The organism is Hymenobacter monticola, from assembly GCF_022811645.1.
Classification (GTDB): Bacteria; Bacteroidota; Bacteroidia; order Cytophagales; family Hymenobacteraceae; genus Hymenobacter; species Hymenobacter monticola.
Genome location: NZ_CP094534.1, coordinates 3,243,502 through 3,261,068 on the forward strand (window position 1 = coordinate 3,243,502; position 17,567 = coordinate 3,261,068).

The following is a 17,567-nucleotide window of genomic DNA, read 5'->3' on the forward strand; positions in this document are numbered from 1 at the left end:
TTGGGGATGGCTGGTCCGTTTAATGATGGGCGGGGGGCAGGCCCCGCGCCTACAGCAGCTCGGTGGCCAGCTGGCGGATGGCGATGCCGGGGCTGGCCAGAATGGGCACCGGGCGGTCGGCCGCGTCCAGCGCATCAACCACCCGGGCCATGCTGGCCTGGGCCAGCACCACCACGTCCACTTTCGTCACCAGCTCCTTGAGGGCCGCGGCTACAATGGCGTCGTGCCGGGCCCCGTCTCCGTTCATCAGGGCTTCGAAGGCGCCTTCGCAGAGCACGGAGGTCAGCTCGATTTCCCGGCCGGCGAGTGCGGCGCGGCGCTGCACCAGGTCGGCGGTGGGGCCGAGGGTGGTGGGCAGCGTGGCGATGACGCCGATGCGCCGGCCGGCGCGCACGGCTTCGTCGGCCATGGGCTGGTCGACGCGCAGCACGGGCACCCCGGCCAGGCCGGCGGCCTGCTCCACCGCCGCGCCGATGGACGAGCAGGTGACCAGTACATAATCGGCCCCGCCGGCCTCGGCCGAGTTCACGTAGCCCACCACGCGGCGGGCCACGGCGGGCGTCAGCGCGCCCTCGCGGTTGATGGTGCGCACCAGGCTGTCGTCAACAATATTAAAGGTTTGCACGCCCGGCAGGTGCTCGGCGCAAAGCTGCTGAAACACGGGCACCAGCGTGGCAGAGGTGTGAACGAGGGCGAGGGTTTTGGTTGACATAGAAACAGACTATTTATCGTGGTGAATGAAAATCCAGCCGGCGCGGCTGGGAGACCTCACCCCCGGCCCCGGTTCGCTTGAAGCTCGAAGCCTTGGGGAGAGGGGTGCCATACGACGGCTTGTGTTTGCGGGCGTCTGGCTCCCTTCTTTTCGGAAAGGGCCAGGGGTGAAGTTTTAAGGCATTCGGCCTTCGAGCAGCACGCCGAAGTATTCCGGCGCGCCCACCTGCCCGCCTTTGAAATTGACTTCGACGCCGTGCAAGGCAGAGCCCGGCGCGCTGGCGCGGCACAGCGGCGCGCCGGGGTAGAAGGGCGCTATCATTTCCACCGCTTCGATGCCCATAGCGCGGGCGGCGTAGCTGGAGGTGTCGCCGCCGGCCACCACCACGCGGCGCACTCCGGTTTGTCGCACGGCTTCGCGAGCGATGAGGCCCAGGGCAGTGCCGAGGGCTTCGGCCGGGATGCTTTGCGAGGGTGCGGTAGTCCCACCATTGGTGTGCACGATGACGCTCCGGCCTTCGCTCAGCAGCGCAACGGCCTGTTGCCCGTAAGAATCCAAAGAAGCCGCTTGGTTGCCGCCCGCCGCCAGCGCTTCGGCATTCAGCACCACTTCAGAAAAACCGTTGGCTTTGGCCCAGCCAATCTGCCCGGCCGTGACCGGTGAGCAACTGCCCGATACCACCAGCAGCGGCGCGGCGCGGCCGGAGTTGGGCCAGGCTGTCACCGGCTTCAACGTGTCGTTTTGCTGCCAGAGCTGCCCCAGCGCCATTTCAATGCTCGAGGACCCCACCGAAAACAGGGGCCCGGTTTTGCCAGCGGAGCCATCGATAACTGCACCGATACCTAACAGTTGCTCCGCGTAAAGCGCATCAAACAGGATAACTTCAGCTCCTGCCTTCACCTGTGCGTCAATGGCTGCCTGCATTTCGGACAGCGGCCGCGTGATTTGCAGGATGTCGAGCAGCCCAGTTTGAAGGTCGGTTTGCCGGGCCAAGTGCAAGCGCAGGTCGCTTTCGTCGGCGGGCGTGGTGGGGTGCCGGCTCATCGAGGGGTGCCGGTCGAGGCGGAAGATGCCGCCGTCGCTGCCGATGCCCAAGCGCGCAAACAGGTTGCCGAAGGCACAGTAGCGGCCCAGCGGCGGCGCGGCCACCAGCAGCGGCACGAAGGCACCCGGAAACACGCCGCGCCCCACCTCAGTGGCCCGGCCAATGCTGCCGATGGTGGGCGACGAATCGAACGTGGAGCACACCTTATAATGCACGTGCCGCGGCCGCAGCTCTCGTAGCTTTTCAAAAGCTGGCTTTAGCACTGCCTGCATGGCATCGGGCGGCATGGCGCGGGTGAGACCGGCCACGCCAATGGCATCCAGGCCAGGGTAGGCGGCCAGCTGGGCGGCCGTGGGCGGCTCGATGAACAGCGCCGTGCGCGCCCCGGCCCGGCTCAGGAATTCGAGCGCGTCGGTGCTGCCGGTGAAGTCGTCGCCGTAATAGGCGAGGAGTAGCGGCTTGCTCATTTGCTACCGAATTTTTCAACCGCCGCCGCAAATTCCGGATGTTGCGCGGCGGTTTCCATCAGACTGCGGCCGTCCACGGCACCTTGCCAGGCTTGTTGCAGGGCTTGCACACCGGCGGCCGGGCCCATGGGGTGGGCGAGGATGCCGCCGCCGGCCATGTAAAGCAAATCGGTGGTGCGAGTGCGGCGGTAGGTTTCGAACGCCTGCCCGCCCCACTGGCCCGACGACACCACGGGCAGTACCGAGTAGCCGCCCAGCAGTGGCGCCTGGCAGGCCTCAATGGAGGCCACCACGCTGTCGTCCGACTCCCAAAACTTGTTCTGAATACCGTTGACGTGCAACTGGTCGACGCCCGCCAGCCGCCACAGCTTCTGGTAGGCGCGGAAGTCGATGCCCAGCAGCGGGTGGCGCGTCAGCATGCCCCAGCCGTTGCGGTGCCCGTGAATGGCCAGGGCCCGCTGCTCGCAGATTTTGCGGGTGCCGGCCAGGCCCACGCTGTTGATGCTCACCATGGCGCAGCTGCCGCCGGCGCGCACCACGTACTCGTAGCGGCGCAGCATGTCGTCAATTTCCCCGCTGATGTTGAAGGCGTACATCACCTTTTTGCCGTTGCGGTCGGCGTGGCGGTTGACAGCAGCCATCACGGCATCGACGCGCGCCTCGAAGGGCGAGTTGGCGGCGGCCATCTGCAGCTCGTCGTCCTTCACGAAATCGATGCCGGCCTCGGCCAGCGTATGCACCAGTCCGGCCGTTTGCTCCGGCGTGAGGCCGATGCTGGGCTTGATGATGGTGCCGATGAGCGGCCGGCCCTGCACGCCGGTCAGCGCCCGACAGCCCACCACCCCAAACGCCGGCCCGGCAAAGTGCGTCGCATACGAAGCCGGCACGTCAATGTCCATCAGCTTCAGACCCGTAAACTGCCGGATTTCATACAGATTCCCTTGCAGCGTGGACACCAGCAAGGGTAGGTTGTAGCCAAAATTCTCCACCGACCACGACACCCGCACCCTTGCCCGATGATAGAGCCCGCTGCTGCTCGTCGCGCCCGGAATAGCGGGCTCACGCACCGTTTCCAACTCCTCCACCGACTCTACGCGGGCGGCGAAGCGCTGCTTCAGCTCCGCCGTTTCGCCCGGTACGGCCACGAAGGTGCCGGACGACTGCTCGCCGGCCAGCACGGCCGCCGCGGCGGCAGGGTCGAAGGGTGTTTCGATGTAGTAAGTGGCGGTGATGCGTTCCATATGGTAAGGTGTAGCGAGGACTCTGAAAGTCCGCGCATGGGCGTTCTGAATGGTGCGGGCGGGCAGGCGCGGACTCGCAGAGTCCACGCTACATCAGCTCTGAAAAACCGACTTTAAATAGGCCGTATTTGCCCCAAAATTCTTCTTCACGTTGCGCGGGTCGGCGGCGTCGCGGGAGCGTTCAATCACCAGCCAGCCTTCCCAGCCGATATCGGCCAGGGTTTGCTTTACCTTGTTCATGTCGAGGCGGGTGTTGTTTTGCAGCCACACGCCGTCCTCGTCGGTGGCGTGCATCTGGCAGATGTGCCTGCGGCCCAGGATGCGCAGTTCCTCGTTCAGGTCGCGGCCCTCCTTTAGCGGGTTCGAGAAGTTGAAGTAAATCTGGATGTTTTTCGAGCCGATTTCCTTCAGCAATTCCACTTCGCCTTTGGCATCCAGCGCGGTTTCGATGCCGACGATGACGCCCGCTTTCTTGGCCATTTCGCCCACCACCTTCAGCCGCTCCACGATGGCGGGGCGCAACTCGGGATTCTTGCGCAAGTCGCCTTGCGTGCCGAGGGGCAGAAAGGCCACCTTCACGTTCAACTGCTTCATGGTGTCGAGGCAGTCCTGAATCATGCGCTGGTAGGTGGGACGCGTGGCGAAAGACTGGGCGTAAAAGCCCGTCATCGCCAGCGAACAGATTTCCAGGTTCAGCTCCTTGGCCTTATCGATAAACTGCTGGCGGATTTCGGGTTTGGCGAGCTGATTGTCGAAGGTTTCGCGCTGGCCCAGGCCGCCCATGTCGATTTCCACACCATCGGCTCCAATGTCTTTGGTGAGTTGAAGGGCGCCGAGCTTCTGCCGCTTCAGAATCATCAAGTCAACCACCGCTACTTTATAGGTCAGCTTCTTTTTAGTAGGCGCAAGGGCGCTGGCCCAACCGGGCAGGAGCAGGCCGCCGGTGAGCAAGGCGCTGGCGGAGAGGAAATCGCGGCGGGAAAAGGACTGACTCATGACGGGTTAGAGGTAGGGGCGGGGCTTGCCCCCGCCCGTCGTTGGACGAAATCGTTGTGAGAGTGCGAACGCCCGGGCGGGGACGAGCCCCGCCCCTACGGACTGACGTGGTCGGTGCGGAAAGGGCGGGCCGGCAGGCCAGCTTCGGAAAACAGGTTGGGTTGCGCCACTTCGTCCCAGCCGAAGCGAACGGCCGTGGGCCGCTTCACGCCCGGGGCCGTCACCAGCACCTGCGGACCCTGGATGCGGGCCTGCGCGGGTATAAATACCCCATCGGCTCCGGCAATGGTGAAGTCCGTCAGCGCCTTGCCATCTTTGCTGACCAGCGGCGCGGCCGAGACAAACGAAATCGTGGCTACATCGCCCTTCACTTTCAGGCTACGGAAAACCGGCCCTTCGGCCACCACGCCAGACATTTTATAAGTCTTGGCCAAAGCCAGCAAAGCCAGTCGCCGCCCAATTTCCCATTTGAAGCCGGGGTGAATGCCGCCCTCGGTGTTGGCCAAATCGGTGGTTTCTATCATGCCCGTGTGCGGCACTTGCAACACGGCCGCCTGCGCCTCGCGAAACAGCGACAGCGTTTCGCGCGTCAGCACCACTTTGTCGTGGGTGTCGGAGTACTTGAACGGGGCCAGCGACACGTAGTAGAACGGCAGATTGGCGTCGCCCCAGGCCGCGCGCCAACTGCTGATGAGCGTGTGCATTTTTTGGGTATACGTCGTGGTTTCGGCCAGAAAGCAGTTGCTTTCGCCTTGGTACCAGAGGAAACCACGGGCCGCCAGCGGCGCCAGCGGCTTCACCATCGTCTCCCAGAACTTGCCGGGGTCGCCGTCTACTTTCTTGCCCGCGAAGGCCGGGTCTTTGGCAAAAGCTTCTTCCGAAATCCAGGGCTCGATGCGGCTGCCGGGTACCGATGTGGCCACCATGCCCACCGGCACGTTGAGGCGCTTGTTAAGCTCCTTGGCGAAGAAATAAGCGGCGGCCGAGAACGAGCGCAGGGCCGAATCCTGGGCCACGGCCCAGTCGCGGTGCAGGGTATCGGGCTTGGGCAGCGTCTTGCGGTTGACCAGGAAAATGCGGATGGCGGGGTTGTGGGCCACGTTCAGCTCGTCTACCGGGTTGGGGCCGGGCACGTCGGGACGCGTCACCTTGCTGTTTTTACGCATGGTGTACTCCATGTTCGACTGCCCCGAGCACACCCACACTTCGCCCACCAGAATGTTGCGCAGCCGAATGGTATTGCTGCCGCTGATAACCAGCTCGGCGGGAGTGGCCGAGGCTTTGAGCGGCTTCAGCAGCACCTGCCACTTGCCCGCAGCATCGGCCTTGGTGCTGGGGCGCTGGCCCGCAAACTGTACCGTCACCACTTCGCCCGGCGCGGCCGTGCCCCAGATGGGCACGGGCTTCTCGCGCTGCAGCACCATGTCGTGCCCCAGAATGCGTGGCAAAGTGATGGTGGCGTGGGCGGGAATGGTTAAAAAAAGTGCCAGCACAATGTAGAGCCGCGACACTTCGCGTCTCGGCGTCTGCGCCATTTGGAGAGCGTCGTTCAACGCCGAGACGCGAAGTGTCGCGGCTCTACACAGTTCTATTGCTTTCCTCATTTCTTCACCAGCCAAATGACTTCCGAGCCCGTTGCCGTGCTGTTCAGGGTAATGGATTTTCCACCTTTCACCGTCTCCTTCGGGTCGGTCAACGCACCGGTTTTCGGGTTGATGTGACGCACCGCAAATGTGCCGCTCATCCCCGATAAATCGACCTGCACCGGCGACTGGCCCTCGCGGTACAGCAGCAAACTGGTTTTGCCGTCGCTCATCGCCCACTGGTTGGCGGGCTTGCCGGGCAATTCTATCGGTTTCATATCCGAAATGGCCGAGGCAAAACGGGCATCGGCCACGCGGGGCAGGCTGGCCATTGAGCCGCCCGCCAGCAGCACCGCCCAGCCGAAAGCGTCGTAGCCATCGGCCGAGTAGAGCACCGCTTTGTCGGGGAATTGCTGACGGTACTCGCGCACGGCCCGATATACCTGCTCGAACGAACTGCGCTTGGGCGGCGTGAGGCGGGCGTGCTGGCGCGGGGCCAGGTTCTGGCCACCGGCCGGGGCGTAGGCCTGGCCGTTGAACTGGTAGTGCCAGTAGTTGATGTCGATGACATCGACCACTTTAGCCCGCACCGGGTCGGCCAGAATGGCGTCCTGCACGTCTTTGGTGGTGCTCAGGGCAATGGTGGCGTGCTGGCCGGTTTCGGTTTCCCACTCTTTGATAGTGTCGAGCCAGAACTGCACGAAGGCCAGCGGACCGGTGAATTCGGCCCCGATAAGATGAATGACGCCGGTCTGGCCCTTGAAATTGTCGAGGCACTGGCGGATGTAGGCGCGGTGCAGCGGTCGGCGCGTGACATCGGTCACGTCGTAAAACTGCTCGGCCATGAAAATGCGCTTGTCGCCGGCGTAGGGCGGCGGCTCCGGGAAGCCGGTGTTGTTCACATTGTTCACCGGTCGCCAGGGAAAGTCGGCGTAGTGCGCCCCGGCCTCGATGATGTTGTGCTGGAAGTAGTGCTGATTGAGCAGCACGAGGCCTTTTTGGTCGGCCAGGTCGGCAAACTGGTGCAGGCGGCTCCAGTACCAGGCGTTGTACTTGGTGAGGTCGTAACGGCTGAGGCCGTCCCAGGCCAAATCCTTGCCGCTGCGGGCAAAGGGCAATTCGTAGAACGGCGCCCACACCTCGCCGTCCATGCGGCGAATGCGCTCGTGGTCGTCGCGCCGGCGCTCGTACCACAGGCCGTAGTTGTGGTGCAGGGCTACCACGTTTTGCGCCCGCATCGAGTCGGTCAGTTCCGGCAAGTCATCGGTCAGCCCGCGCCCAATCTGGCCCGGCACAAAGCGCGTGATGTGGGGCTTGGGGTTGAGCAGGCCGTAGGGACGGGCGCTGCCGTTCCACCACGGCACCTCCTGGCGGCGGCCCAGCACGAGGGCGTTGCCGCGCACCAGCACGCCCTGCGCCACGTGCAGCGGAGCCGCATAGGTGGGCGCCGGGGCTGCCTTCACCTTCAGCTTGTCGATGCTGGGGGCCGAGTTTTGCGTGGCAATGGGCTGGCGCGTGGTCGCCGCTTTCACCAGCTCCAGCACGGTAGGCGCGGGGTTCACTGAGAGGCGCGTCAATTCCTGCGCCACGGCCACTTTGGGGCTGCTGCTGGCCTCGGTGGGCACGGGCAGCAGGATGGCGCGGGTCTTGGCGGCGTCGCCGAGCCGCTCCTGTAGCTGCGCGTAGTAGAGGCTGCGCGGGTTGATATTTTCGTTGGACTGGTCCCAGAAGCCGTTACCGGCGAACTGCGCCCAGGTGCCAAAGGCCCAGTTCTGCGCCGTGGGCGGGCGGTAGCAGTCCACGCGGGAGGCGGTGCATTGCCAAAACACGCTGTTGGCCACGGCCCAACCGGCGCCCTGCCCGTCCTGCTCGCGGTTGCCGAAGCGCAGGGCCTGGCCGTATTCCTTCACAATGTCGAACAGCACGCCCGAAGCCCAGCTGTCCACGCCGCCGCTGAAGCTCAGGGCCTGTTCGGCGTCGCACTGCACAAAGGCATTGGGGCCGGGCGCGCAAAAGCCCAGCGCAAAATCGTGGTAGCCATTCTCCGCATACAGCCGCTGAAACAGCGTTTGCGAGCCCAGCGTGTAGAAGGTGTTGCGCCGCTCGTTGCCGATTTCTGACACCGGCGCCGTCGAAATACAGTCTTCCACCGTCAGGCGCCGGGCCGTGGCCTGCGCCAGCACGGCCGAGCCCGCGAAGTGCCGGAAGCTGACCTGCCGCACCCAAGCATCCTGCGCGTTTTCAATATCAATAGCTACCCAGCGGTGGTTTTCGTCTCTGGGGTTGGCGGCGTCAAAGGTTGATTTGAGCCGCAGGTTCTCTACGCCTACCTGCGAAACCAGGCCCGGCCAGGTATAGCGGGCCACGGTGCCGCCGCCATAGGCTTGGTCGAGCGCGGTAGTTAGCGGCGCATCCAGTGTGATGCCGTTGGCATCCACGGCCACTATCTGCCGGTCCCAGGCCAGGTCGCGCTGGCCGGGTTTCCAGCCTAGTGAGGACAGGCCGCCACCGAAGGTTTCCATGCCCAGCCGGTGTACCCAGGCGGCCGTGCTGGGCCGCCGCACCTGCACCCGGTCGCCCACCTTGAAGGCGCTGGCATTGGCAATTTTAACAGTACGAGCATTTACCGGCACGTACTTATCAGCGACAGCGACGGCGGTTTCAAACTTGCGGTCGTTGCGCCCACCCATGGTCAGCAGGTGGTCGCGGCTTACGCCCGTGCCGATGACGACGGTTCCCCCGTCGCTCATGCAGCTGCCGCGCAGCACCACGCCCGAAGCGCGGATAAACAGCCGCCCTGCTACCTCGTAAGTGCCTTTATCCAACAACACCGCGCCGCGCAGCCCATCCTTGCCCAGCGGTAAACCGGCCACGTAGTCCAGCGCCGCTTGAATGCGCGCCGTGGCATCGCCTGCCTTCACCGGCACCGTTACCTTAATAGCCGCCATTGGAATAGCCGCCTCGCCCGCCCGGTAGCCCGCATAGGAAAAATCGGGCACCCGATTGCCTAGCGAATCCGGCGCGTAGCTCAGCTTGCCATCCTTGTACTCAATGGGGCCGGGCGGCGGCACGGGCTTAGCGGGCTTCTGCGCAGCGGCCGGGCCGGCGGCGAGCAGGCCGGAGAGGAGCAGGAAGTAAACGGTGCGGGTGGGGAGGGGCACAGGGGAAGTTGTTTTCAAGCAGCAACCTAAAAGCACGTCATGCTTCGCTACGCTCGGCATGACGTGCTTTTTTTTACAAGTCGTCAGAATTTCCCCTCCTCTGGAGGGGCGGCGGGCGCCCTTACGGTTTCACCGTATTCAGTGCCACCAGGCTATTGAGGTAGTTCTCAATGTTGGCGTAGCCGTTTTTGGCAATGGCTGCTGCGTCGGCTGCGTTCTTGGGGTCGAAGCCGTTCTTCTTTTCGTAGTCGTCGGGCATGCCGTCCTTATCGGCGTCGGCGTAGGGCTTGCCGGCGTAGGTGGGGTAGCCGCCCACCTGCACGGGGTCAGTGATGATGCCGTTTTTGTATGAATCAATCGGCAGGCGGCGGTGCTCAAACTGCGTGGTGGGCAGCTTCACGTTTTTGATGTAATCGATTTTGCCGGTGCGCACCTGCTGAATCACGCGGGTGTCCACCGGGTCGCGCTTGGGTAGGGTGGCACCGGCGTTGTCGAGCACGTAGCTGTAGGCTTTATCGGCCGGGATGATGGTGATTTCCGGCATCGGCAGTGGCTTGTCCACCTTCATGTCAGCCTGATACTTGCCGGCATTGGGCTGCTCTTCCACCTGCACGCCGCCGTTCCAGTTGTCCTTGGTGATGTCGGGGAAACCTTCCACGATGTTGCCGGCCACGTAGGCGCGGCCATACACCTGGTATTTCAGCTTGCTGCGGCCCGATTCGGGCTTCAGGATGCGGTGGCCGATGTTGGTGTCCTTGGGCGTTTCGGGGCCGGGCTTGTAGTAGTTGTTGATGATGTTGTAGAGGGCACGGTAGTCGCCGCCATCCACGGAGCGGTGCACCCAGTTGAACATCACGTTGTTGGCGAAGTTGAACACGCCGTTCCAGCCGATGGACGGGTTGCGGCCCGCGTTGTCGGCCCACAGGTTGCGCATGAACGTGCAGTTCTCGCCGCCCAGCGTGCTGCCGAAAGCGTGGTTCCAGGTATCGAGCGCTTCCGAGAAGATGGAGTTCTGAATGGTGATGTTCACCGTGCCCAGCTTCTGTTCCGGAATGCCGGTGCTGTCGTTGTACATGTGGCGGTACATCGACATGTTCTCGTCCAGCCCCCAGCTCGCCGATACGTGGTCAATCATGATGTTGCCAATCGGGTTGCCGCCGATGGAGTCATCGCGCCGGCCCACGTTCGTCTCGCCACGGCGGAAGCGCATGAAGCGCACCAACACGTCGTGCGTGTTCAGCCACACCGATTCGCCAGCCACGCAGATGCCGTCGCCGGGCGCGCTCTGGCCCTCAATGGTGATGTAGGGCGCCCGAATCATGAGCGGCGTTTTGAGGCGGATGATACCGGCCACGTTGAACACTACAATGCGCGCGCCGCCCTGCTCGCATGCCTCGCGCAGGCTGCCGGGGCCGCTGTCGGCCAGACTGGTCACCACAATCACGCGGCCGCCGCGCCCGCCAAACGTGTAGGCCCCGCCGCCCTCCGCGCCCGGAAACGCCGGGATGGTGGCTTGCGGCAAGTCAATTGGCCGGGCCGCCCACGGAATATAGGGTTTGCCCTCGCGCTGCTCCTTCTGCACGATGGGGTAGGCCTTGTTCCAGGCAATATCGGATTGCCGGTAGGCATCCTTCATCATGGCCTCGCTGGCCTTCTGCACGTCCTGCGGAATCTTCGGATATTGGGCGTGGGCCGCGAATTGCGTCGAGAAAAAGAGTCCGAGCGCGCAGAGGGAAGCAACTGGTTTGTTCATAAGCGGGGTGGGGAGTTTGGATAAAGCGAAATAACAGGACAAAATTCCCTGGCACCTATACCATTTTCTCGACCCTGTGTAGGATGTTATCATTCGCTTTCTGTAAAGAGGCCGCTACTCAGTATGGCTAAGTAAATGCTCACCCCGCCTCCAATAATCTACTTATTTACCAATGCTGATTTAAGCTGATTAACTACTGCAAAAAGAACGTAAAGAGGGATTTAGTGCAGCTAAGGCCAGCCAGGCCCCACTGCGTAGTAAAGGACTTAGGGCACGAATGAACAGTTTGTGACGCCTCACCCGCCTAAAATCCGATGGTAACTGAAGCTGCTTCCACTCCTAATTTATCGATTGTGTAAACCCCGCTTTTGCGATGGCAACATGCTATAACAGCCGGCGAACATGGTACACAGAACCAGCCCACGTGCCCGATAATTTTGACCTGATGCCATTCGCCCATTTTGCTTCCTCGTCAAGTAGATTGCCAGCGCGCCGAAACCGCTGGAATCAGTTGGTTTGTTGTGCTGCCCTCTTGGTTGGGCTGTTGCTGGGCGTGGCCCCGGTAGTCTCGGCCACTAATCCAGTGGAACGTCGTGCAGCCGCCCAGACGCGCACAATCTTGTTGGCCAAAACCGCCCACGCCCGTCTGCAATACGGCGCGGAACGACTGGCTACGGCCCTGCGCACCGCGGGCTACCAAGTGCAGATTCAGAGGGCTGATAAACTTCCGAAATCTAAAGGCATGATTGTGGTAGGCCAGGCCAAAGATGCGTTGGTGCAGCAAGCCGCCACGGCCTTGCGCACCGCCGCTGAAAAAGCGCCCGGCAAGGAAGGCTTCGCCATTTCCTCGGCCAAAGACGACGCCATTCTCATCAGCGGAGCTGATAATTCGGGGGCGCTCTACGGCTGCCTGGAACTGGCCGAGCAGGTGAAAACCCAGGGCAAGCTCAGCAATAACCTGCACCTCACCGACCAGCCCGAAATGGTGCTACGCGGCACCTGCATCGGCGTGCAGAAGCCCACTTACTTGCCCGGCCGCAACGTGTACGAGTACCCCTACACGCCCGAGACGTTTCCGTGGCTCTACGATAAGGCGCTCTGGGTGAAGTACCTCGACATGATGGTCGATAACCGATACAACTCGCTCTACCTCTGGAACGGCCACCCGTTTGCCTCGCTGGTGCGGCTCAAGGACTACCCGTTTGCGGTGGAAGTGGACGATGCTACCTTCAAAAAGAACGAGGAGATGTACCGCTTTCTGACCGAGGAAGCCGACAAGCGCGGCATCTGGGTGATTCAGATGTTTTACAACATCATCGTATCCAAGCCCTTTGCCGAGCACTACAACATCAAAACCCAGGACCGCGCCCGGCCCATCGTGCCGCTCATTGCCGACTACACGCGCAAGTCCATCGCCGCTTTCGTGGAGAAATACCCCAATGTGGGCCTGATGGTGGCGCTGGGCGAAGCCATGGAAGGCGCCGGCCAGGACGACGTGGACTGGTTCACGAAAACCATCATCCCCGGCGTACAGGACGGCCTCAAGGCCCTGGGCACCACCGAGCTACCACCCATCGTGCTACGCGCCCACGACACCGACGCGCCCCGCGTGATTACCGAAGCGCTGCTGCTTTACAAGAACCTCTACACCGAAGCCAAATTCAACGGCGAGGCGCTGACGACTTACACGCCGCGCGGCTCCTGGGCCGAGCTGCACCGCAAGCTGAGCGGCATGAATTCGGTGCACATTGAGAACGTGCACATCCTGGCCAACCTGGAGCCGTTCCGTTACGGCTCGGCCGATTTCATCCAGAAATCGGTGCAGGCCATGCACAACATCTACGGCGCCAACGGCTTGCACCTCTACCCGGAGTCATCGTACTGGGACTGGCCCTACACCGCCGACAACGTGGCCGGCCGCCAGTTGCAGGTGGACCGCGACTGGCTCTGGTACGCCGAATGGGCCCGCTACGCCTGGCGCGCCAACCGCCCCCGCCCGGCCGAAGTCACCTACTGGAGCCAGAAACTGGCCGCCCAGTTCGGCTGCGACGAACAGGCTGGCCAGCAGATACTGACGGCCTACGAGGAAGCTGGCGAAATCGAGCCCAAGCTGCTGCGCCGCTACGGCATCACCGACGGCAACCGGCAGACGCTCACGCTGGGCATGCTGATGAACCAGCTGATAGACCCCAAGCGCTACGGCTTGTTTACGTTGCTTTATGAATCGGAATCGCCGGAGGGTGAGATGATTATTGAGTACGCCGAGAAGGAGTCGAAAGGGGAGAAGCATATGGGCGAAACTCCGCCGCAGATAGCCAATGAGGTGGTGGAGCACGGCGAGAAAGCGGTGGCCGCCATCGAGCGCGCCGCGCCAGCCATCAAGCAGAATCAGGCCGAATTTGCCCGCGTCCGCAACGACATGTACTGCCAGGATGCGCTGGCCAATTTCTACGCCGAAAAGGCTCGGGCGGCGTTGCAGGTGCTGAAGTATAAGTATTCGCACAACGTGCAGGACCTCACGGCCGCCGTGCCCTTGCTGCAAAGCAGCGTGGCGCACTGGCAAAAGCTGGTTGACCTCACCAAAGACAGCTACCTCTACGCCAACAGCATGCAAACCGCCCAGCGCAAAATCCCAATGCGCGGCGTGGACGGCACCTACAAAACCTGGGCAGAAATGCTGCCCGTGTATAAAAAGGAGTTAGCCGATTTCCAGCACAACATCGACTCGCTGAAAACGGCGAAAACCAGCATCTCCGCCCCGAAAATCGAGGTGCTACGCAACGCCCCGGTCAAGCTGCTGAGCAAAGCCGGCACCTATCCTGTCGCCATCGGCCAGACCATTTTCGCCGATACCACGGCGCGTATCACGGCCCTCGCACCGGAGCTGGCGAAGCTGCAAGGGCTACGCCTCGGTAAGGCGCAGCAGGTGGCGCAGGGCACCGAAATTCGCTTCACGACCACCAAGCCGGTGCGGCTGTTGGTCGGCTTCTTCAACCAGAAAAGCCCGCGCTTCCTGCCCATTCCAACCCTGGAAATCGACGCCAGCGCCAACGACTACGGCCAGGCAGAAAGCAAGATTTTGAACGCACTAACCATTCCCGGCCTGCCGCCCGTGAACGTGCATGCCTACTCCTTCAAAGCCGGCACGCACACGCTGAATCTGGCCCGCGGGGCCTGTGTGGTGTTGGGCTTTATTGACGCCAACCAGCCGTTGCGCACCTACGATGCCGGGCTAGGCGAGGGGGTGCGCAAGGTGGGAGAGCTGGATTGGTTGTTTGAGTAAATATGTAGCGTGGACTCTGCGAGTCCGCGCATCCAACATTCCGCCCATGCGCGGACTCGCAGAGTCCACGCTACTTTCTCTGCTATGAAACCCACCCGCCTGCTTTTTTCCCTCAGCTTACTCAGCGCTACTGCCGCGCTTGCCCAGCAGCCCGTGCTCACGTCGGAGCACTTGCGCGCCAGCGTGGCCCGCTTTAATGCGCTGGACAAGGAGGACGTCATCAACCTCGTGCCCAATGCCCAGGCCGCCGACTGGCTGGCCCGCGAGGTGCCGCTGTTTGAGTGCCCTGATTCGGCCATTCAGGAGACGTACTACTACCGCTGGTGGACCTTCCGCAAGCACCTCAAGCAAACGCCCGATGGCTACGTGTTTACGGAGTTCATCACGCCGATGAAGCACGCCGGGCCCTACAATACCATCAGCAGCGCGCTCGGGCACCATCTTAATGAGGGGCGCTGGCTGCACGACCCGCAATACATCGACCAGTACACGCGCTTCTGGTTGACGGCCAAGCAGCCGCAGGTGAACACCAAGCTGCACAGCTTCAGCAGCTGGCTGCAGGATGCGGTGTATAGCTTGTATCAGGTCAATAACAATCAGGCCTTTGTGCAGGAAATGCTGCCCGCCCTCAATGCCGACTACCGGCAGTGGGAAAAGGAGCGGATGCTGCCTAGCGGCCTGTTCTGGCAGTACGACGTGCGCGATGCCATGGAAGAGTCCATCAGCGGCGGGCGCAAGGAAAAGAACGTGCGCCCCACCATCAACAGCTACATGTACGGCAACGCCAAAGCCCTGGCCGCCATGTACAAGCTGACCAAAAACGACAGCCTCGAACGCAAGTACGCCGCCAAAGCCAAGCAGCTCCGCGCCGACGTGCAGAAAACGCTCTGGGACCCGAAGGCCAGCTTTTTCAAGGTGCAGTATGAGAAAGGTGGCCTTTGCGAGGCGCGGGAGGAACTGGGCTACATTCCCTGGTACTTCTCGCTGCCGGCCGATAAGGCCGCGTATGCCAAGCAGTGGGAGCAACTAACGGATGAAGGCGGCTTCAAGGCGCCCTGGGGCCTGACCACGGCCGAGCGGCGCGCGCCAGGCTTCCGTACCCACGGTTCCGGCCACGGCTGCGAGTGGGATGGTGCGGTGTGGCCCTACGCCACCACGCAGACGCTGAAAGGCTTAGCCAACTTGCTCACCGACTACAAGCACCACGATGGCATGAGCGCGCAGGTGTACTACGACGAGCTGCGCAAATATGCTCTCTCGCACCAGAAAAACGGCGTGCCCTACCTGGGTGAATACCAGGACGAAAAGAACGGCGAATGGCTGAAGGGCGACAACCCGCGCAGCAGCTACTACAACCACTCCGGCTTCGCCGATTTGGTGATAACCGGCCTCGTAGGCCTCAAGCCGCGCGCCGATAACGTGGTGGAAGTATTCCCGCTGGTGCCCGCTGGCAAGTGGGATTGGTTCGCGCTGGACCAGGTGCGCTACCACGGCCGCATGATTTCCGTGATTTGGGACAAAACCGGCCAGAAATACGGCAAAGGCCAGGGGCTCCGCATTTTTGCTGATGGCAAGGAAATAGCTCGCGCCACAGAATTGAAACAGTTGAAGGCCAAGCTGCCTGGCTGAACGATGTAGAGACGCGACACTTCGCGTCTCCCGTCGAACAACTGCCGTGAATGACTTAATGGCGCAGACGTCGAGACGCGAAGTGTCGCGTCTCGACGTCGTTTGAACTAGCTCCTATGAAAAACTTCCTCTCCGCCCTTCTCCTGCTCCTCACCGTCTCGGCCGCCCGCGCCCAGGACTATTACAACGTCCTGAAATACGGCGCGAAAAACGACAGTACGAAGCTTTCGACCGTTGCCATTGCCAAGGCCATTGACGCGGCGAGCAAGGCGGGCGGCGGCACGGTGTACTTCCCGGCGGGCCGCTACCGTACGGGCCCCATTCACCTCAAAAGCAACATCACCATTGAAATAGGCGCGGGCGCCGTCCTCTATTTCAGCGACAATTTCGACGATTACCTGCCCATGGTGCCCTCGCGCTACGAGGGCATCGACGTGACCAGCTTCTCGCCGCTATTTTATGCTTACAAGGCTGAAAACATCACCATCAAAGGCCGCGGCATCATCGACGGGCAGGGGAAAAAGTGGTGGGACTACGCCGAAGGGCAGTCGCGCAAAAGCCAGGACTCGAAGTGGCAGCAGGAATTCAAGCGGCTCAATGCCAATATTATCAGGCCCGACGAGCAGGGCGGGGTGATTGACCGGGCCTTTCTGCGGCCGCCGTTCATTCAGCCCATGTTTTGCAAGAATGTGCATATCGAAGGCATCACCATCCGCAACTCACCGTTCTGGACGGTGAACCCGGAATTCTGTGAGAATGTGACCATTACAGGCGTCACCATCAACAACCCCAAGTCGCCGAACACCGACGGCATCAACCCCGAGTCGTGCCGCTACGTGCACATCTCGAACTGCCACATCAGCGTGGGCGACGACTGCATCACCATCAAATCGGGCAAGGACGCGGCCGGGCGCAAGATGAACGTGCCGGCCGAAAACTACACCATCACCAACTGCACCATGCTCAGCGGGCACGGCGGCGTGGTGATTGGCAGCGAGATGTCGGGCGGGGTGAAGAAAATCGTGATTTCGAACTGCGTCTTTGATGGCACCGACCGCGGCATTCGCATCAAGACGGCCCGCGGCCGGGGCGGCGTGGTGGAAGACATCCGGGTCGATAACATCGTGATGAAGAACATTCGCGACCAGATGATTGTGCTCGACATGCAGTACGCCAAAACCACGCCCGAGCCGGTGTCGGAGCGCACGCCGCGCTTCCGCAACATCCATTTCAGCAACATTACCGCCGAGGGTAACCAGGCTGGCCTGCTGAACGGCCTGAGCGAAATGCCCATCGAAAACGTCTCGTTTTCCAACCTGAACTTCGACGCCAAGCAGGGCTTCACCATCCGCGAAGCGCGCAACATCGCCTTTCACAACGTGCAGGTAAACACCACCATCGGTCCGGCCGTGCGCGCCGAGAGCGTGCAGTTGCTCCGCCTCGACGGCGTGGGCAGTAGCACCCCGTTGGCCGGCACCCCGCAGATAGAGCTGAACGAGGTGCAGGATGCCTTCATTTACAACTCCTTCCCGGCCGTGGGAACCGAAACCTACCTCAAGCTGAAAGGTGCTAAAACCCGTAGCATCGTGCTGCAGAACAACAACTTCAAGTACGTGAAAGCGCCCGTGTCGCAAGACGAGGCCGTGACGGAGCGGGTAGTCGGGCCGTAAGGCTGTAGCGTGGACTCTGCGAGTCCG

Annotated in this window: 10 protein-coding genes; 3 read left to right on the plus strand and 7 right to left on the minus strand. The window is 62.1% G+C overall.

Annotated features, from left to right (window positions below; genetic code table 11):
- Positions 1-49 precede the first annotated feature (49 nt).
- The 7 genes from MTP16_RS13550 to MTP16_RS13580 form a co-directional block, all read right to left on the minus strand.
- Positions 50-712, minus strand: coding sequence for an aspartate/glutamate racemase family protein (locus tag MTP16_RS13550; RefSeq protein WP_243509923.1), 663 nt, complete (start codon positions 710-712; stop codon positions 50-52).
- 174 nt (positions 713-886) lie between these two features.
- Positions 887-2,224, minus strand: coding sequence for a four-carbon acid sugar kinase family protein (locus MTP16_RS13555; RefSeq protein WP_243509926.1), 1,338 nt, complete (start codon positions 2,222-2,224; stop codon positions 887-889).
- On the minus strand, positions 2,221-3,465 hold the full coding sequence (locus MTP16_RS13560; protein WP_243509929.1) for a ribulose-bisphosphate carboxylase large subunit family protein: 1,245 nt from the start codon (positions 3,463-3,465) through the stop codon (positions 2,221-2,223). The genes MTP16_RS13555 and MTP16_RS13560 overlap by 4 nt, the downstream gene beginning before the upstream one ends.
- 93 nt (positions 3,466-3,558) lie before the next feature.
- Positions 3,559-4,461, minus strand: coding sequence for a sugar phosphate isomerase/epimerase family protein (locus MTP16_RS13565; protein ID WP_243509932.1), 903 nt, complete (start codon positions 4,459-4,461; stop codon positions 3,559-3,561).
- A gap of 95 nt (positions 4,462-4,556) precedes the next feature.
- Entirely contained in the window at positions 4,557-6,014 is a 1,458-nt protein-coding gene (locus tag MTP16_RS13570; RefSeq protein WP_243509947.1) for a sialate O-acetylesterase, read from the minus strand.
- Positions 6,015-6,061: 47 nt separating this feature from the next.
- The gene (locus MTP16_RS13575) at positions 6,062-9,205 is read right to left on the minus strand and encodes a DUF6298 domain-containing protein (protein ID WP_243509950.1); all 3,144 of its coding nucleotides are present in this window, start codon (positions 9,203-9,205) and stop codon (positions 6,062-6,064) included.
- 121 nt (positions 9,206-9,326) lie between these two features.
- Entirely contained in the window at positions 9,327-10,958 is a 1,632-nt protein-coding gene (locus tag MTP16_RS13580; RefSeq protein WP_243509954.1) for a pectate lyase family protein, read from the minus strand.
- Between the two features lie 583 nt (positions 10,959-11,541).
- Between MTP16_RS13580 and MTP16_RS13585 the strand changes: the two genes are divergently transcribed.
- The 3 genes from MTP16_RS13585 (at position 11,542) to MTP16_RS13595 (ending at position 17,540) form a co-directional block, all read left to right on the plus strand.
- Complete coding sequence (locus MTP16_RS13585) at positions 11,542-14,241, plus strand: alpha-d-galacturonidase (protein WP_243509957.1); 2,700 nt, start codon at positions 11,542-11,544, stop codon at positions 14,239-14,241.
- 84 nt (positions 14,242-14,325) lie between these two features.
- Positions 14,326-15,870 (plus strand): alpha,alpha-trehalase, encoded by a 1,545-nt coding sequence (locus MTP16_RS13590; protein ID WP_243509961.1) that lies wholly within the window; start codon positions 14,326-14,328, stop codon positions 15,868-15,870.
- 116 nt (positions 15,871-15,986) lie between these two features.
- Complete coding sequence (locus tag MTP16_RS13595) at positions 15,987-17,540, plus strand: glycoside hydrolase family 28 protein (RefSeq protein ID WP_243509963.1); 1,554 nt, start codon at positions 15,987-15,989, stop codon at positions 17,538-17,540.
- The last annotated feature ends 27 nt before the right edge of the window (positions 17,541-17,567 follow it).

Excerpts from the sequence above, each read along its gene's own strand:
- MTP16_RS13550 (WP_243509923.1), bottom strand. The coding sequence starts at position 712 with ATGTCAACCAAAACCCTCGCCCTCGTTCACACCTCTGCCACGCTGGTG.
- MTP16_RS13555 (WP_243509926.1), bottom strand. The coding sequence starts at position 2,224 with ATGAGCAAGCCGCTACTCCTCGCCTATTACGGCGACGACTTCACCGGC.
- MTP16_RS13560 (WP_243509929.1), bottom strand. The coding sequence starts at position 3,465 with ATGGAACGCATCACCGCCACTTACTACATCGAAACACCCTTCGACCCT.
- MTP16_RS13565 (WP_243509932.1), bottom strand. The coding sequence starts at position 4,461 with ATGAGTCAGTCCTTTTCCCGCCGCGATTTCCTCTCCGCCAGCGCCTTG.
- MTP16_RS13580 (WP_243509954.1), bottom strand. The coding sequence starts at position 10,958 with ATGAACAAACCAGTTGCTTCCCTCTGCGCGCTCGGACTCTTTTTCTCG.
- MTP16_RS13590 (WP_243509961.1), top strand. The coding sequence starts at position 14,326 with ATGAAACCCACCCGCCTGCTTTTTTCCCTCAGCTTACTCAGCGCTACT.
- MTP16_RS13595 (WP_243509963.1), top strand. The coding sequence starts at position 15,987 with ATGAAAAACTTCCTCTCCGCCCTTCTCCTGCTCCTCACCGTCTCGGCC.